The organism is Dietzia lutea (genome assembly GCF_003096075.1).
Lineage (GTDB): Bacteria > Actinomycetota > Actinomycetes > Mycobacteriales > Mycobacteriaceae > Dietzia > Dietzia lutea.
In genome coordinates, this window is record NZ_CP015449.1 from 855,861 (window position 1) to 870,456 (window position 14,596).

The window sequence follows — 14,596 nt, forward strand, 5'->3', positions numbered from 1 at the left end:
TCCCGGGGTGGGCGGGTTAGGATGTCCCCTGGGCCGGTGGTCACCTCGGGCCCGTGCTGGAGTGGCGCAATTGGTAGCGCACCCGACTTGTAATCGGGCGGTTGCGAGTTCAAGTCTCGTCTCCAGCTCTGTGTCGTATCGCCCCTGTAGGATGCCCTCACCTTCCTTCCCCCACCAGGAGGCGTCTGCTGTGACCGACCAGTGCCCCCGTCGCGTAGCCACCTCGTGGATGGCGGCCGTCGTCGAAGGTGATGTCGAGACCGCGATCGCGCTCTCGGCGCCGTCGATCGTCTACACCACGGGCCAGGTACGCCGGTACGAGGGCCACGAGGGGATCCGCGACATCGCGTCGGACTTCAACCGGCTCGCGGGTTTCCTCACCGTCTCCGTCGAGGGCGAGATCCTCGAGGACGGGGGAGTCGTCGCACTACGCCGGATCGAGCGGTACACGGTGCCCAGCGGGGGAATAGAGATCCGGGGTTGCTCGTTCGTCGAGGTCGAGGACGGGCTCGTCACCCGGTGGGCGGATTACAAGAGCATGGAGTCGATCGACGACGTCTTCGGGTGACGTGGACCCGACGGACGGCCGGGGAGGAGAGGAATGAGCGACGAACAGGCGACGGAAGTCGACGCCGGTCGGGTGGCCAGGGCGTTCCTCGAGGCCGTCTTCGCAGGGGATTTCACGACGGCGTGCGCGCGCAGCAGTCCCGAACTCCTCCTCCGCATCGAGGGGCAGGACACCGTCGAGGGGCATGCGGGCCTGCGCGAGATCATGGACCTGTCCGCCGAGGTGTGCACGGACATCGAGATGCGGATCCATCACGTCCTGGGTGCCGACGAGACGGCGGCCATCAATCGGACGACCCGCGTGACGATCAACGGGAAGCGGCTCACGGTGGAGGTCGGCGCGTTCTTCACGGTGCGTGACGGGCTCGTCTGCGAATGGACCGACTACCAGGACGCGCAGGCGCTGCTCCGGGCGATGGGGCACTGATCGGCCGGAGCAGCGCACCGTTCGCATCACGCCTCGGGGACGAACTCTCCGTAGCCCAGCTCGCGCAGTTCCCGGCGCAGGGTCTCGGCCGCCGCGTCGGATTCCTCCGCCGGGGCGTCGGGGTTCGCCAGCGACAGGTCGAAACCCGACATGTCGTTGGCGGGGAAGACGTGGATGTGGGTGTGGGGTACCTCGAAGCCGGCGATGAGATAGCCGGCCCGCTTCGCCCCGAAGCCGGAGAGCACCGCCTTGCCGACGGCCTGCGCGACCTCGTTGAGACGTGTGAGGAGTCCGGGCTCGAGATCCGTCCATCGATCGACCTCCGCCCGCGGGACGACGAGGGTGTGACCCGGCGCGACCGGTGCGATGGTGAGGAACGCCACCACCTCGGGGTCCTGCCACACGAAACGACCCGGTAGTTCACCGGCGATGATCTTGCTGAAAACCGTCGACATGTCACCAGACTACGGATTCGTGTCAGTGCTTTCCGGTGGATGAGTGGTAACAAGTGATCTAATAGAGTGTCCGCCGTTCGTCGGACGGCATCGGGCCCTCTACTCACGCGAAGGAGCATCGGCATGGTCGAGGCAAGTGTTGCGACTGCAGAGGGCGCGGTGAAGAAGAAGGCCTATCACCACGGTGACCTCCGCAACGCCATCATCCAGGAAGCCATCGCGCGGGCCCGGGTCTCCGGCGAGAGGGCGATCGTCCTCCGCGAGATCGCGCCGCACATCGGTGTGTCCGCGACCGCCGCGTACCGGCACTTCGCCAACCGGCAGCAGCTCGTCGAGGAGGTCGCCTCCCGCGGATTCGCCGAGATGATCGAGCGTGTCGAGGCGGCGGCCGCGCCTGTCGCGGGCGACGAGAGCGGGACCGTCCGCGCGTCCTACCTCGAGCTGCGCCGCGCCGCCCTCGCGGTGGTCGAGTTCTCGATCGAGGAACCGGCGTGGGCGCGGACGATGATGGAGAACCTCGGTTCCTCGGAGATCGTCGCGGCGCACGGTAACGCGATCAACGCGGCGCTCCAGGTCGTCATCGACCGAGGGATCGACGCAGGTGCGTTCCGGGCCGGCACCGTCATGACCGACGAACTGCCCCTGTGGGCGGCGATCGACGGGCTGAGCGCGCAGGCGATGTACGGCATCAGGCCCATGCGTACGCCGGCGGCCGCGCGTGCGGCCTCGCGCACGATCGACCTGTGTCTGACGGACCTCCTCACCGAAGAGGGGCTTCGGGTCCGCGACGAGATGTCGGCGCCCGGCGATATCGCCGCTGGCACGGAGGCGTAGAAGCCCGTTCGTTCCGGGCCCGATCGAGGCGGCGCGGGCGCGACGCTACTGTAGGCGCTGTGCGCATTCTCGTGATCGGTTCCGGTGCCCGTGAGCACGCCCTCCTCGTCGCCCTCGCGGCGGACCCCGCGGTGTCCGAGCTGCACGCCGCGCCCGGGAACCCGGGGATGGTGCAGGCGACGTGTCATGCGGTCCCGGTGACCGATCCCGCCGCGGTGACCGCCCTGGCCCGGAGGATCGGTGCCGACCTCGTCGTGATCGGGCCCGAGGTGCCGTTGGTGGCCGGCGTCGCCGACGTCCTGCGGGAGGCCGACATCCCGGTCTTCGGCCCGTCTGCCGCGGCCGCCCGTATCGAGGGCTCGAAGGCGTTCGCGAAGGACGTGATGGCGGCCGCGGGTGTCCGGACGGCGCGGGCCGAGATCGTGGACTCGCCCGCCGACCTCGACGAGGCGCTCGACCGGTTCGGCCCGACGTGGGTCGTCAAGGACGACGGTCTGGCCGCCGGCAAGGGGGTCGTGGTGACCCCCGATCGCGCGGCCGCCCACGCCCACGCGCTGGCCTGCCTCGACGACGGCCACCCCGTCCTGCTCGAGTCCTTCCTCGACGGGCCCGAGGTCTCCCTGTTCTGCCTCGTCGACGGTGAGACGGTCGTCCCGCTGCTCCCCGCGCAGGACCACAAACGCGTCGGGGAGGGCGACCGCGGACCCAACACCGGCGGCATGGGTGCGTACACGCCCCTGCCGTGGCTGCCGGCGGGGATGGTCGACCGGATCGTCGCCGAGGTCTGCGAGCCGGTCGCCCGTGAGATGGTGGCCCGCGGCTGCGGCTTCTCGGGCCTGCTGTACGCCGGCCTCGCGATCACCGCCGAGGGCCCCGAGGTCGTGGAGTTCAACTGCCGCTTCGGCGATCCGGAGACGCAGGCCGTGCTGGCGCTGCTCGAGTCACCGCTGGGCGAGACGCTCCACGCCGTGGCCACCGGTCGGCTCGCCGAGGTGCCGCCCCTGGTGTGGCGGGACGGTGCCGCCGTGACCGTGGTGCTGGCCGCCGAGCACTACCCGGCGACGCCGCGCCGCGGTGACCTCATCGAGGGCGCGGAGCAGCCGGGTGTGCTGCACGCGGGCACCGCGCGCGATGCGGACGGGCGTCTGGTCTCCGCCGGCGGTCGCGTCCTGTCGGTCGTCGGCACGGGCCCGGATCTGGCCGCGGCGCGCGCCGAGGCCTACCGGATCCTTGACGGCGTCGAGTTGCCCGGTGGTCACTTCCGGCGCGATATCGGACAGGCCGCCGAAGAGGGACGCATCAGCGTCCCGGGCTAGCCGCCGTCGAGCTCCCCGCACGGGTCGCTCCCCGCACGGATCAGCGTGCGTAGAGCTCCATGTGCGGGACCTGCGCCACCAGCCAGGGGCTGAACGCGAACGGCGTGGCGTCGACCGCCGTCCGCACGTCCTCGGGACGGGCCCAGTGGTGGGCGCACACCTCGTCGGCGCGCGGGTCCAGCTCTGCGCGGATGCGGGCGGTGAACACCGGGCAGATCTCGTTCTCGACGATCCCCGAGTCGTCGACGGCCCGGTACCGGAAACCCGGCACCGCCGGCTCGATCGAATCGACCCGGGTGCCGAGTTCCTGCTCGGCCCGCCGCACGATCGCCTCCACCGGATCCTCGCCCGGCCCGGGGTGACCGCAGAATGAGTTGGTCCAGATGCCGGGCCAGGTCCGCTTGCTCAGTGCCCGCCTCGTGAGAAGGACGCGGCCCTCGTCGTCGACGACGTGACACGAGAATGCCAGGTGGAGCGGCGAGTCGGTGGTGTGGACGGTGGCCTTGTCCGCGGTGCCGGTCGGCGTCCCGTCCTCGTCGAGGAGGACGACCATCTCGGGGGCGGCGCCGGGGTGCGGCTCGGACTGGGGTGACATGGCTGCCAGCCTAGGCAGTTCCGCGCGCGGCGGTACCGCCACCGACGGGCGGACGGCCCGCTCGGGGGAGGGCCGCCGGCCCCGGACCGCAGCCCGCCGTCGGCCCCGCGCCTCGGCCCGCCGCCGGCCGCGCGTCTCAGCCCGCGAGGCTGCGGGCGATCACCAGGCGCTGGATCTGGTTGGTGCCCTCGAAGATCTGGGTGATCTTGGCCTCGCGCATGTACCGCTCGACCGGGAACTCACGGGTGTAGCCCACGCCGCCCAGGACCTGCACGGCGTCGGTGGTCACCTTCATCGCGGCGTCGGTGGCGGTGAGCTTGGCGATCGAGGCCTCCCGCGAGTACGGCCGGCCGGCGTCCTTGCGGCGCGCCGCGTCGAGGTACGCCGCCCGGGCCGAGGCCACGGCCGCGGCCATGTCGGCGAGCAGGAACCCCAGGCCCTGGTGGCCGATGATGGTCTTGCCGAACGCCTCGCGCTCGTTCGCGTAGGCCACCGCGTCGTCGAGCGCGCGCTGCGCGATACCCGTGGCCACTGCCGCGATCCCGAGGCGGCCCGAGTCCAGGGCGGAGAACGCGATGCGCAGGCCCTCGCCCTCGGCGCCGATGAGCCGGCCCGCGTCGATGCGGGCGCCCTCGTAGGAGGCCGTGGTGGTGGGCACGCCGTTGAGGCCCATCTTGTCCTCTGGCTTGCCGAAGTGCAGGTTCTCCGTCTCGCGCGGCACGAGCAGACAGGAGATGCCGCGCGAGCCCTCGCCGGTGCGGACGAAGGTGTTGTAGACGTCGGCGATCCCGCCGTGGGTGATCCACGACTTGGTGCCGGTCACCACGTACGCGTCACCGTCCCGCTCGGCGCGGCACCGCAGGGCGGCGGCGTCCGACCCGGCCTGCGGTTCGGACAGCGAGTACGCACCGATCTGCTCGCCGGCGAGCAGGCCGGGCAGCCACTCGGCCTTCTGCTCGTCGGTGCCGGCGGTGGCCAGCGGGAAGCAGGACAGCCCGTGCACGCTCGTGGCCACCGCGACGGCCGCCCACCGGGCGCCGAGCTCCTCGAGGACCTGCAGGTACACCTCGTACGGCTGGTCGCCGCCGCCGAACTCCTCCGGGTAGGGCAGGCCGAGCAGGCCGACCTCGCCGAGCTGGGCGAACAGCCCTTCGGGGTAGGTGTGGTTCCGCTCGTGCTCCGCGGCGATCGGCTCGAGGAGCTTGTCCGCGACCGAGCGCGTCATCTCGAGGAGTTCGTACGCCTCGTCGCTGGGGAGCAGTCGGTCCACGGCCATGGGGGTCCTCCGGGTAGTGCGGGAAAGATACTGGGTCCCATTAGAGTGCACACCCGGATCGCGGGCTTTGTAGCCCCGAAAGCGGGGGTGCCCGTCGGTGGGTGGTGGTGGTGCTCACCCCGCCGACTGGACCAGAATCGCCGTCTATGACCGAGAACACCGCGTCGAACACCGCGTCCACGCCCCTGTCGCCGGAGGAACTGCTGGCGATCTACGACGTCCCCGGCGCGAGCGCCGCGGAGTTCCTGTGCGACCGGCACGACCCGGACGCGGTCGCGTTCACCGTCATCGACCCGGACCTGTCCGGTCGCGACATCACCTACGGCGAGCTGCGCACGGAGAGCGAGAAGGTCGCCGCCGCCCTGGCCGCGCTGGGGGTGTCCGAGGGCGACCGCGTGGCCACGCTCATGTCCAAGTCCGCCGACCTGGTGTTCACGCTCATGGGGATCTGGCGGCTCGGCGCCGTCCACATGCCGCTGTTCACCGCGTTCGCCTGGCCGGCCATCGAGATGCGCATCACCGGCGGCGACGCGAGGGTGATCGTCTCCGACGCCGACCAGCGCGGCAAGCTCGAGTCCACGTCCGTGCCGGTCGTCGTCGCGGGCCTGGCCGACTGCCCCGGCGCCCGCGAGGGGGACCTCGACCTGGCCACCATCGTCGCGGCGCAGGAGCCCGGTCGCCCCGCCGCGGTCACCGGGCCGGACGCCGGCATGGTCATGCTCTTCACCTCCGGTACGACGGGCACCCCGAAGGGGGTCGTCGTGCCGGTGCGCGCGCTGGCCGCGTTCCACCAGTACATCGAGACCGGCCTGGACGTGCGCGCGGACGACGTGTTCTGGAACGGCGCCGATCCCGGCTGGGCGTACGGCCTGTACTACGGCATCCTCGGCCCGCTGGCGGTGGGTCGCCGCAGCCTGCTGCTGCACGCGCGCTACACGCCGGAGCTGGCCTTCGCCGTGCTGCAGTACTACCGCGTCACCAACTTCGCCGCCGCCCCGACCGTGTACCGGACGATGCGCGCCAAGCGCGACATCGCGCCGGCCGACGTGAAGCTCCGCCGCGCCTCGGCCGCCGGCGAGCCGCTCACCCCCGAGGTGATCGAGTGGTCGACCGAGCAGTTCGGGGTCGAGGTGCGCGACCAGTACGGCCAGACCGAGCACGGCATGTTCATCATCAACCCGTGGCACGACTCCCTGCGCGAGGACGTCCGCCCCGGCTCGATGGGCGTGCCCCTACCGGGCTGGTCGTGCACCGTGCTGGCCGCGGACTCCGACGAGCCGGCGCCCGTCGGGGAGCTGGGCCGCGTGGCGATCGACGTGCCCGCCAGCCCGCTCATGTGGTTCACCGGCTACCACGAGGCGCCGGAGAAGACCGCCGAGCGGTTCAGCGCGGACGGCCGCTGGTACTACACCGGTGACGCGGCCAAGCTCGACGCCGACGGCCACTTCTACTTCTCCAGCCGCGACGACGACGTCATCATCATGTCCGGCTACCGCATCGGGCCGTTCGACGTGGAGTCCGTCCTGGCCAAGCACCCGGACGTCCTCGAGTCGGCGGTGATCGGCGTGCCCGACGAGCTGGCCGGTGAGGTGCTCGAGGCCTACGTCGTCCTGCGTGAGGGCGTCGACGGCGGCCCGGAGGCCGAGTCCGCGCTGCAGAAGTGGGTGAAGACCGAGTTCGCGGCCCACGCCTTCCCGAGGAAGGTCCACTTCGTGCGCGAGCTGCCCAAGACCCCGTCGGGCAAGATCCAGCGCTTCCTGCTGCGCAAGGAGCGCTCCGGGCAGGCCTGACGGGGCGCGGACCGGGGTGCGGCGGGCCGGCGCGCGGGGAACTACCCTCAGCCCATGACTCCCGCGGCCTCCGTCCGTTCCTCCGGGTCGGCGGCCCTCGTCGTCGTCGCCCTCATCACGGCGGTCGCGGTGGCCGCCACCGCCGTCGCCACGGCTACCACCGCGACGGCCGCGGCCAACCCGTGATCTCCTCGGTCGCCCCCGACCCCTCGGTGCAGTGCTGTGCCGACGGCGGGTTCCACGTCCACGCCACCTCCGACTACTGGGGTGACGGCGCCGGGCGGCGCCTCGTGCCGCACTTCCGGTCCTTCGACCTGGTGGAGTGGGAGTACGTGGGCGACGAGTTCGCCGCGCCGCCCGCCTGGGCGCCGGCCGGATCGTTGCTGAGGGCCCCCGACGTGCACCTCACCGACGCCGGGCCGGTCATGTTTTACACGACCGGCGGCGCGGCCCTGTGCATCGGCCGCGCCACCGCTCCCGTACCGTACGGCCGGTGGGCGCACGACGCCGCGCCGATCGTCTGCTACGGCGCCGACGAGCCCTACCAGGACCTGGACCCGATGGACCGGCGACGGCACCCCGTCCGGGGCGCGCCCGGCCGATCCGGTGGTGGACCTGCCCGCGCGCCTCACCGCGGTCGCGGACGCGGCGCTCCGACGGGTCGACGACGACGAGGTGCTCGATCTCCCGATCCGGATCGCGTCCACCGGCACCGCGTACACGGGTGAGCTCAGGCCACGGTCACCGGCCCCGACAAGCGACGGACGGCGCTGCCGGTCGTGGTCGGGGGCGGGGACCTGCCCGCCGCGCCGGCGGCGGTCGCCGCCGGGGGAGTGCTCGACCGCACGCTCTCCCTGCGCCCGCCCCGCCCGCTGGCCGCGGGCCGCCACGAGCTGGTGGTGGCGATCGGACCCGCCGGCGGCGCGGCGCAGGAACTGGCGGTGTTCGGGACTCGAGGTGGCCCCGGACGGCTCGCTCTCTCTGGGGTCCGGTGGGCTCGGATCGGTTCCGCTGGGATCCTGAAGGGCCGGACGCGATTTCGACACGAGGAGGCGACATGGTCACAGGCGGGGACGACGGTAACGCCGCGGCGGGCGGCGGGACGGGCGACGTGCCCGGCGGGGCGGGTGACGCACCCGACGGGGTGGCGGACGCGCCCGGCGGGGTGGCGGACGACCGCAGGCTCGTCATGGCGCCGCACCTGCGCGGCCTGGAGCCGGACCCCCACCGCGGGGTCGAGGTCGACCAGAAGTCGCCGGGCGAACTCGACGAGGCCGTACCGCGCGGGGAGTTTATCCGGAGTGTCGTGGGCACGATCGCGGGGCTGGCCGTGGCCGCCCTGGTCTATCTGGTCATGCCGGGCGACCTCGCCCATAACGCCCGCCTCACCGCGGCGGTGGCGGTGCTGCTCGGCATCTGGTGGATGACCGAGTGCATCCCCATCCCGGCGACCGCGCTGGTGCCGCTCATCGCGTTCCCGGTGCTCGGCGACGACATTTCGGTCGACGACGTGGGCGCCCAGTACGGCAACAACATCATCTTCCTGTTCATGGGCGGCTTCCTCATCGCGATCGCCATGCAGCGGTGGAACCTGCACCGGCGGATCGCCCTGCTGACGGTCCGCGCGATGGGCACCCGGTCCACGCGCGTGATCGCCGGGTTCATGATCGCGACCGGGTTCCTGAGCATGTGGGTGTCGAACACCGCGACCGCCGTGATGATGCTGCCGATCGGCGTGTCGGTGCTGATGCTGGCCTCGGAGCTCGGCGGCGGCGACGGCGACGGGAAGACCGCGATGCCGGAGATGGACCCGCAGGAGGATCCGAACTCCGATGCGGTCAAGGAGGCGGTGATCCGGTCGAACTTCGGCACCGCCCTCATGCTCGGCATCGCGTACGCGGCGTCGGTCGGGTCGCTGGCCACCATCATCGGGACCCCGCCCAACACGCTGCTCGCGGGCTACCTCAGCGCGGAGCACGACATCCAGTTGGGCTTCGGCCAGTGGATGCTGGTCGGGCTGCCGCTGGCGCTGGTCATGCTGGTGATCACCTGGCTCCTGCTCACCAAGGTGTTGTTCAAGCCGGAGATCGAGCGGATCCCCGGTGGACGCAAGCTGTTCGACGACGAGCTGCGCAGACTCGGCCCCACGTCGCGGGGCGAGAAGCGCGTCCTGGCCGTCTTCGTGGCGGCCGCCGTGTCGTGGGTGGCCGTCCCGCTGGTGTTCGAGGAGCCGCCCATCTCGGACGCGGGCATCGCGCTCGCGGCCGGCCTGCTGCTGTTCCTGCTGCCCGCCGGTACCGAGCGGGGCGTGCGGTTGCTCACCTGGGACGCCGCGCTGGCTCTGCCCTGGGGTGTCCTGCTGCTGTTCGGCGGCGGCCTGGCGCTGTCCTCGCAGTTCTCCGGCTCGGGGCTCACCGACTGGATCGGCGCTCAGGCCGGGGCGCTCGGGGCATTGCCGGTCGTCCTGCTGGTGGTGGTCGCCGCGACGGGGATCCTCTTCCTCACCGAGCTGACGAGCAACACCGCCACCGCCGCGACGTTCCTGCCGGTGGCCGGCGGCGTCGCCCTGGGGCTGGGCCTGGACCCGATGCTGCTCGCGGTGCCGGTCGCGCTGGCCGCCACGTGCGCGTTCATGCTCCCGGTGGCGACCCCGCCCAACGCGATCGCCTACGGCTCCGGGTACGTGACGATCGGGCAGATGATCCGGGGCGGCCTGTGGCTCAACCTCATCGGGATCGTGCTCATCACGCTGGTCACCATGACGCTGCTGGTGTGGGTGTTCGGGCTGACCGTCTGACCCGGCCCGTCCGCCTCGGCGCGGAGAATTGGGCGGGCGATCAGCCGGGCGCTAGCGTCGGGGCATGCCCGTCGCACGCGAACCCTCCCGCCGCTCGGCCGTCGAACCGTTCCACGTGATGAGCGTCCTCGCGGCCGCGGCCAGGCGCCAGGAGACCCACGGGGACGTGATCTCCCTGTGCGCCGGGCAGCCCTCGACCCCGGCCCCGGCGCCGGTACTGGCCGCGGCACGCCGGGCTCTGGACACCGAGATCCTCGGCTACACCGAGGCCGTGGGCATCCGGCCCCTGCGTGAGGTGATCGCCGCGTATCACCGGCGACGGGACGGGGTGGACGTGAGCGCCGACGACGTCGTCGTCACCACCGGTTCCTCCGGCGGCTTCACCGCGCTCTTCCTCGCCGCGTTCGACCCCGGCGACACCGTGGTCATGGCGCGCCCCGGCTACCCCGCCTACCGCAACACCCTCCAAGCGCTGGGGTGCCGCGTCCACGAGATCGCCTGCGGTGCGGACACGCGGTACCAGCCCTCCGTCGCACGGCTCGAGGCGGTCACCGCCGAGCTCGGCCACGCGCCCGCCGGGCTCGTCGTCGCCAGCCCCGCCAACCCCACCGGCACGATCATCGACGCGGACGAGCTCGCCGCACTGGCCCGGTGGTGCGAGTCCAGCGGCACGCTGCTGATCAGCGACGAGATCTACCACGGCGTCACCTACGGCCGGGAGTGCGCGAGCGCGTGGCGGACCAGCCGCGAGGCGGTGGTCATGGGCTCGGTGTCCAAGTACTTCTCCATGACCGGCTGGCGCATCGGCTGGATGCTGTTGCCCGAGTACCTCCGCGAGCCCGTCGACCGGCTCGTGGGGAACCTGACGATCTGTCCACCCGCCGACGCGCAGTTCGCGGCCGTCGCCGCCTTCACCGACGACTCGACCGCCGAGCTCGACCTCCACGTCCAGCGCTACGCCCGCAACCGCGACCTCGTGCTGCGACGGCTGGGCGAGCTCGGGGTGGGGGAGATCGCCCCGCCCGACGGCGCCTTCTACGCCTACTTCGACGTCTCCCGCTGGACCGACGACTCGGTGGCGTGGTGCGCGCGGATCCTCCACCGCACCGGGGTCGCTCTCACGCCGGGCGTGGACTTCGACACCGTCGACGGCCGCCACACCGTCCGGCTGAGCTTCGCGGGGGCGACCGACGAGATCGCCGAGGCCATGGACCGGCTCGAGGCGGAACTGGCCCGGTAGGCGCCGGCCCGCGGGCGCCACGGGCTTCGAGGACGTGGCGTCCCCGCCGGTGCCCGACGTGGCGTCCCCGCCGGTGGCGCCGGGCCGCTACCGTCAGCGCATGGGTTCCGCCGAGATCATCACCGCCAGCGTCTACACCACCCGGCCGTGGCTGCTGCTGCAGGCGCCGCTGACGGTCGAGCAGGTCTACCTCAACGCCCGCGAGATCCTCGCCGGGTCCACCGGCGGCTCGGTGATCTCCTGATCGGGCTGCGATACTGGAGGACGTGACCGCCCAGAACGCCTCGCCCGCCCGGGCCGCCAAGCCCCGGATCTCCAACGTCCTCGCCTCGCGCTACGCGAGCGTCGACCTGGCCACGCTGTGGTCCGCCGAGCACAAGATCGTGCTGGAGCGCCAGCTGTGGATCGCGGTACTCCGCGCCCAGCGCGACCTGGGGATCGACGTCCCAGACGGCGTGATCGAGGCCTACGAGGCGGTGATCGACCGCGTCGACCTCGCGTCGATCGCCGAACGTGAGCGGGTCACCCGGCACGACGTCAAGGCCCGCATCGAGGAGTTCAACGATCTCGCCGGGCACGAGCACATCCACAAGGGCATGACGAGCCGGGACCTCACCGAGAACGTCGAGCAGCTGCAGGTGGTGCGCTCGCTCGAGCTGGTGCGCGACCGGGGCGTCGCCGCGGCCCGTCGCCTGGCCGAGCACGCCGTGGCCCACCGCGACACGGTCATGGCGGGACGCAGCCACAACGTCGCCGCGCAGGCCACCACCCTCGGTAAGCGCTTCGCCTCCGCCGCCGACGAGCTGCTGGTCGCACTCGAGCGGGTCGAGTCGCTCCTCGAGCGGTATCCGCTGCGCGGCATCAAGGGCCCGATGGGCACCGCTCAGGACATGCTCGACCTCCTCGGCGGGGACGCCGCCAAGATGGCCGAGCTCGAGGGGCGGATCGCCGAGCACCTGGGCTTCGCCCGCACCTTCGACTCGGTCGGGCAGGTCTACCCGCGGTCGCTGGACCACGAGGTCGTCTCCGCGCTCGTGCAGCTCGGGGCGGGCCCGTCCTCGCTGGCGCAGACCATCCGCCTCATGGCCGGTCACGAGCTCGTCACCGAGGGCTTCCAGCCCGGGCAGGTCGGCTCGTCGGCGATGCCGCACAAGATGAACACCCGCTCGTGCGAGCGGGTCAACGGCCTGCAGGTGGTCCTGCGCGGCTACGGCTCCATGGCCGCCGAGCTCGCGGGCGCGCAGTGGAACGAGGGCGACGTGTTCTGCTCGGTGGTCCGTCGCGTCGCGCTGCCGGACGCGTTCTTCGCGCTGGACGGCATGTTCGAGACCTTCCTGACCGTCCTCGACGAGTTCGGCGCCTACCCCGCGGTGATCGACAAGGAGCTGCAGCGCTACCTGCCGTTCCTCGCCACCACCAAGGTGCTCATGGCCGCGGTGCGCGCCGGGGTCGGTCGCGAGCTCGCCCACGAGGCGATCAAGGAGAACGCCGTCGCCGTGGCCCTGGCCATGCGCGAGGAGGGCCGCGAGCCCGACCTCATCGACCGGCTCGCCGCGGACGACCGACTGCCCCTTGACCGCCCGGCGCTGGAGTCGGCGCTGGAGGATCGCGCGGCGTTCGTCGGCGCGGCCGGCGACCAGGTCGATGCCGTGGCCGCACGCGTCGAGGCGCTCGTCGCCCGCCACCCGGAGGCCGCCGGCTACGCGCCGGGCTCAATTCTGTAGACCCCGGGCGGGCCCGTCGCGCGGCTGCTGTCGTCCCTGCTCCCGTGGATCGGGGGCTGCCGCGCTGCGCACGCGGACCGTGCAGCCGCGCTGGGCACGTGGACCGCGCAGCCGCTCCTCGGCATGGCGTCTCACTCTCGCCCCTGTCCGCGTCGTTCACAGCCGCTCCTCGGCATGGCGTCTCGCCTGCCCCGGCGCGCGGGCCAGACGCCATCGTGGCGGGCGGGAGTATTGGCCGCAGGGCAGCCGCTCCTTGGGATGGCGTCTCGCTCGTGGCCCGGTCACCCGAGGCCACCGGCGCGGACCGGGCCCGGCCGTGTTCGCCACCGCGCAGTAACGCTCGGGACCACGGCGGGATAGAGGCTTGTACACGAACGGCGGCGGGCCCTTCCGCGGCCGGCGACAGTGGCCGACTTCAGAAGCGGATGTGAACGAATGAACACCAGGCCCAGTGGTTCCCTCGGCGGAGCGCTCTACGACGCGTTCGGTGCTGTCCAGTCCGGACTCGCCACCGCGAGCTCGGCGATCGGGATCGACCCGGCGGCGTTCATGGAGCAGTTCCACGTGCCCATCGCCTTCTCGCTGATGCCGCTGGGCGTGGGCAGCCTCATCCTGGGTCAGCTCGGCATCTGAGCAGCGCCCGACGATCGCCCTCGGGTCGGTGGGGGCGCGCATTAGTCTGGTCAGCATGCGCGAGACCGTGATCCCTGTCCCCGGCACCTCCGGCCTTCAGGCGAGGCTGCACCACGCCGACGAGCCGAGGGCTCTGTTGGTGCTGGTCCACGGCTTCGGCGAACACTCCGGCCGTTACGGGCGGACCATCCGGTTCCTCGCCGATCGCGGGATCACGGTCGCGGCGTACGACCTGCGCGGTCACGGCACGGCTCCCGGTCCGCGGGCCCGGGTCGACATGGAGACGCATATCCGCGACAACCTGGCGGTCCGGGACGCGGTGCTCGAATGGGCCCGGTCGGACGAGGGCGGCGGCGCCGAGGCCCTGCCCAGGCTTCTGATGGGGCACTCGATGGGCGGGTTGATAGCCGGCGAGTCGGCGCTCCGGCGGCCGTGGGATCTCAAGGGCCTCGTCCTGTCATCGCCGGGTCTCGTCGTGGGCGAGGGCACCCCCGCGCCACTGCGGGCGCTCGCGCCGGTCATCGCGCGGCTCCTACCCTTCCTGCCGGTGGAGAAACTCGATCCGCGCGAGATCTCCCGCGTGCCCGAGTACGTGGAGGACTACTCCTCCGACCCGCTTGTCCACCACAAGGGCGTGCCCGCGGTGTCGGCGGGCACGATGCTCGCTGGCGGCCTGAAGCTCATCGAGCGGTCCCGCGCGCTGCGTCTGCCGACCCTCGTGCTCAACGGTTCCGCCGATACCATCACTTCCCCTACGGGGTCGCGCCGGTTCGCGCAGGTCGCCGGCACGGACCACGACCCGCGCCCGGAGATCACCTACCGGGAGATCGAGGGCGGGCTGCACGAGTTGTTCAACGACCTCTGCGCGGACGAGGCGTACGAGGCGCTGGGGGAGTGGCTCGACGCGCGGCTGGGCTGAGTCTCCGCGCGGGGCCGGCCGGC

General features: G+C 72.1%; 16 protein-coding genes and 1 tRNA gene. 14 read left to right on the forward strand and 3 right to left on the reverse strand.

Annotated elements, in window-relative coordinates:
- The first annotated feature begins 55 nt into the window (after positions 1-55).
- From A6035_RS03860 to A6035_RS03870, 3 genes are all read left to right on the forward strand, one after another.
- Positions 56-128, forward strand: a tRNA-Thr gene (locus A6035_RS03860).
- Between the two features lie 101 nt (positions 129-229).
- Positions 230-568 carry a nuclear transport factor 2 family protein gene (locus A6035_RS03865; RefSeq protein ID WP_159149706.1) on the forward strand — a complete coding sequence of 113 codons (339 nt, stop codon included), beginning with the start codon at positions 230-232 and terminating at the stop codon, positions 566-568.
- Positions 569-601: 33 nt separating this feature from the next.
- Positions 602-994 carry a nuclear transport factor 2 family protein gene (locus tag A6035_RS03870; RefSeq protein ID WP_108846694.1) on the forward strand — a complete coding sequence of 131 codons (393 nt, stop codon included), beginning with the start codon at positions 602-604 and terminating at the stop codon, positions 992-994.
- A 26-nt stretch (positions 995-1,020) separates the two neighbouring features.
- Here the strand turns inward: A6035_RS03870 and A6035_RS03875 are convergent, their stop codons facing one another.
- Positions 1,021-1,449: an HIT family protein gene (locus A6035_RS03875; protein ID WP_108846695.1), complete on the reverse strand. Its 429-nt coding sequence runs from the start codon at positions 1,447-1,449 to the stop codon at positions 1,021-1,023.
- Positions 1,450-1,572: 123 nt separating this feature from the next.
- Here A6035_RS03875 and A6035_RS03880 point away from each other — a divergent pair, with 123 nt between their 5' ends.
- Together A6035_RS03880 and purD are read left to right on the forward strand one after the other, a co-directional pair.
- Positions 1,573-2,283, forward strand: a complete 711-nt coding sequence (locus A6035_RS03880; protein WP_167400701.1) for a TetR/AcrR family transcriptional regulator — start codon at positions 1,573-1,575, stop codon at positions 2,281-2,283.
- Between the two features lie 59 nt (positions 2,284-2,342).
- Positions 2,343-3,599 carry a phosphoribosylamine--glycine ligase gene (gene purD / locus A6035_RS03885; RefSeq protein WP_108846697.1) on the forward strand — a complete coding sequence of 419 codons (1,257 nt, stop codon included), beginning with the start codon at positions 2,343-2,345 and terminating at the stop codon, positions 3,597-3,599.
- A 40-nt stretch (positions 3,600-3,639) separates the two neighbouring features.
- Here purD and idi read toward each other — a convergent pair whose 3' ends face one another.
- The gene (idi, locus tag A6035_RS03890; protein WP_108846698.1) at positions 3,640-4,194 is read right to left on the reverse strand and encodes an isopentenyl-diphosphate Delta-isomerase; all 555 of its coding nucleotides are present in this window, start codon (positions 4,192-4,194) and stop codon (positions 3,640-3,642) included.
- A gap of 136 nt (positions 4,195-4,330) precedes the next feature.
- Complete coding sequence (locus A6035_RS03895; protein ID WP_108846699.1) at positions 4,331-5,470, reverse strand: acyl-CoA dehydrogenase family protein; 1,140 nt, start codon at positions 5,468-5,470, stop codon at positions 4,331-4,333.
- Positions 5,471-5,616: 146 nt separating this feature from the next.
- Here A6035_RS03895 and A6035_RS03900 point away from each other — a divergent pair, with 146 nt between their 5' ends.
- From A6035_RS03900 to A6035_RS03935, 9 genes are all read left to right on the forward strand, one after another.
- Positions 5,617-7,260, forward strand: coding sequence for an AMP-binding protein (locus A6035_RS03900; RefSeq protein WP_108846700.1), 1,644 nt, complete (start codon positions 5,617-5,619; stop codon positions 7,258-7,260).
- A gap of 54 nt (positions 7,261-7,314) precedes the next feature.
- Positions 7,315-7,446, forward strand: coding sequence for a hypothetical protein (locus A6035_RS19135; RefSeq protein WP_279629903.1), 132 nt, complete (start codon positions 7,315-7,317; stop codon positions 7,444-7,446).
- On the forward strand, positions 7,443-7,988 hold the full coding sequence (locus A6035_RS18600) for a glycoside hydrolase family protein (RefSeq protein WP_244192530.1): 546 nt from the start codon (positions 7,443-7,445) through the stop codon (positions 7,986-7,988). Before A6035_RS19135 ends, A6035_RS18600 begins: the two co-directional genes overlap by 4 nt.
- 461 nt (positions 7,989-8,449) lie before the next feature.
- Positions 8,450-10,057 (forward strand): SLC13 family permease, encoded by a 1,608-nt coding sequence (locus tag A6035_RS03910; protein WP_425267520.1) that lies wholly within the window; start codon positions 8,450-8,452, stop codon positions 10,055-10,057.
- A 64-nt stretch (positions 10,058-10,121) separates the two neighbouring features.
- Positions 10,122-11,297, forward strand: a complete 1,176-nt coding sequence (locus A6035_RS03915) for an aminotransferase class I/II-fold pyridoxal phosphate-dependent enzyme (RefSeq protein ID WP_108846702.1) — start codon at positions 10,122-10,124, stop codon at positions 11,295-11,297.
- 100 nt (positions 11,298-11,397) lie between these two features.
- Positions 11,398-11,541, forward strand: a complete 144-nt coding sequence (locus tag A6035_RS03920) for a hypothetical protein (protein ID WP_162533983.1) — start codon at positions 11,398-11,400, stop codon at positions 11,539-11,541.
- Between the two features lie 22 nt (positions 11,542-11,563).
- Positions 11,564-13,021, forward strand: a complete 1,458-nt coding sequence (purB, locus tag A6035_RS03925) for an adenylosuccinate lyase (protein ID WP_108846704.1) — start codon at positions 11,564-11,566, stop codon at positions 13,019-13,021.
- Positions 13,022-13,456: 435 nt separating this feature from the next.
- Positions 13,457-13,654 carry a hypothetical protein gene (locus A6035_RS03930; RefSeq protein ID WP_108846705.1) on the forward strand — a complete coding sequence of 66 codons (198 nt, stop codon included), beginning with the start codon at positions 13,457-13,459 and terminating at the stop codon, positions 13,652-13,654.
- 55 nt (positions 13,655-13,709) lie between these two features.
- Positions 13,710-14,573 carry an alpha/beta hydrolase gene (locus tag A6035_RS03935; RefSeq protein WP_108846706.1) on the forward strand — a complete coding sequence of 288 codons (864 nt, stop codon included), beginning with the start codon at positions 13,710-13,712 and terminating at the stop codon, positions 14,571-14,573.
- Positions 14,574-14,596 lie beyond the last annotated feature (23 nt).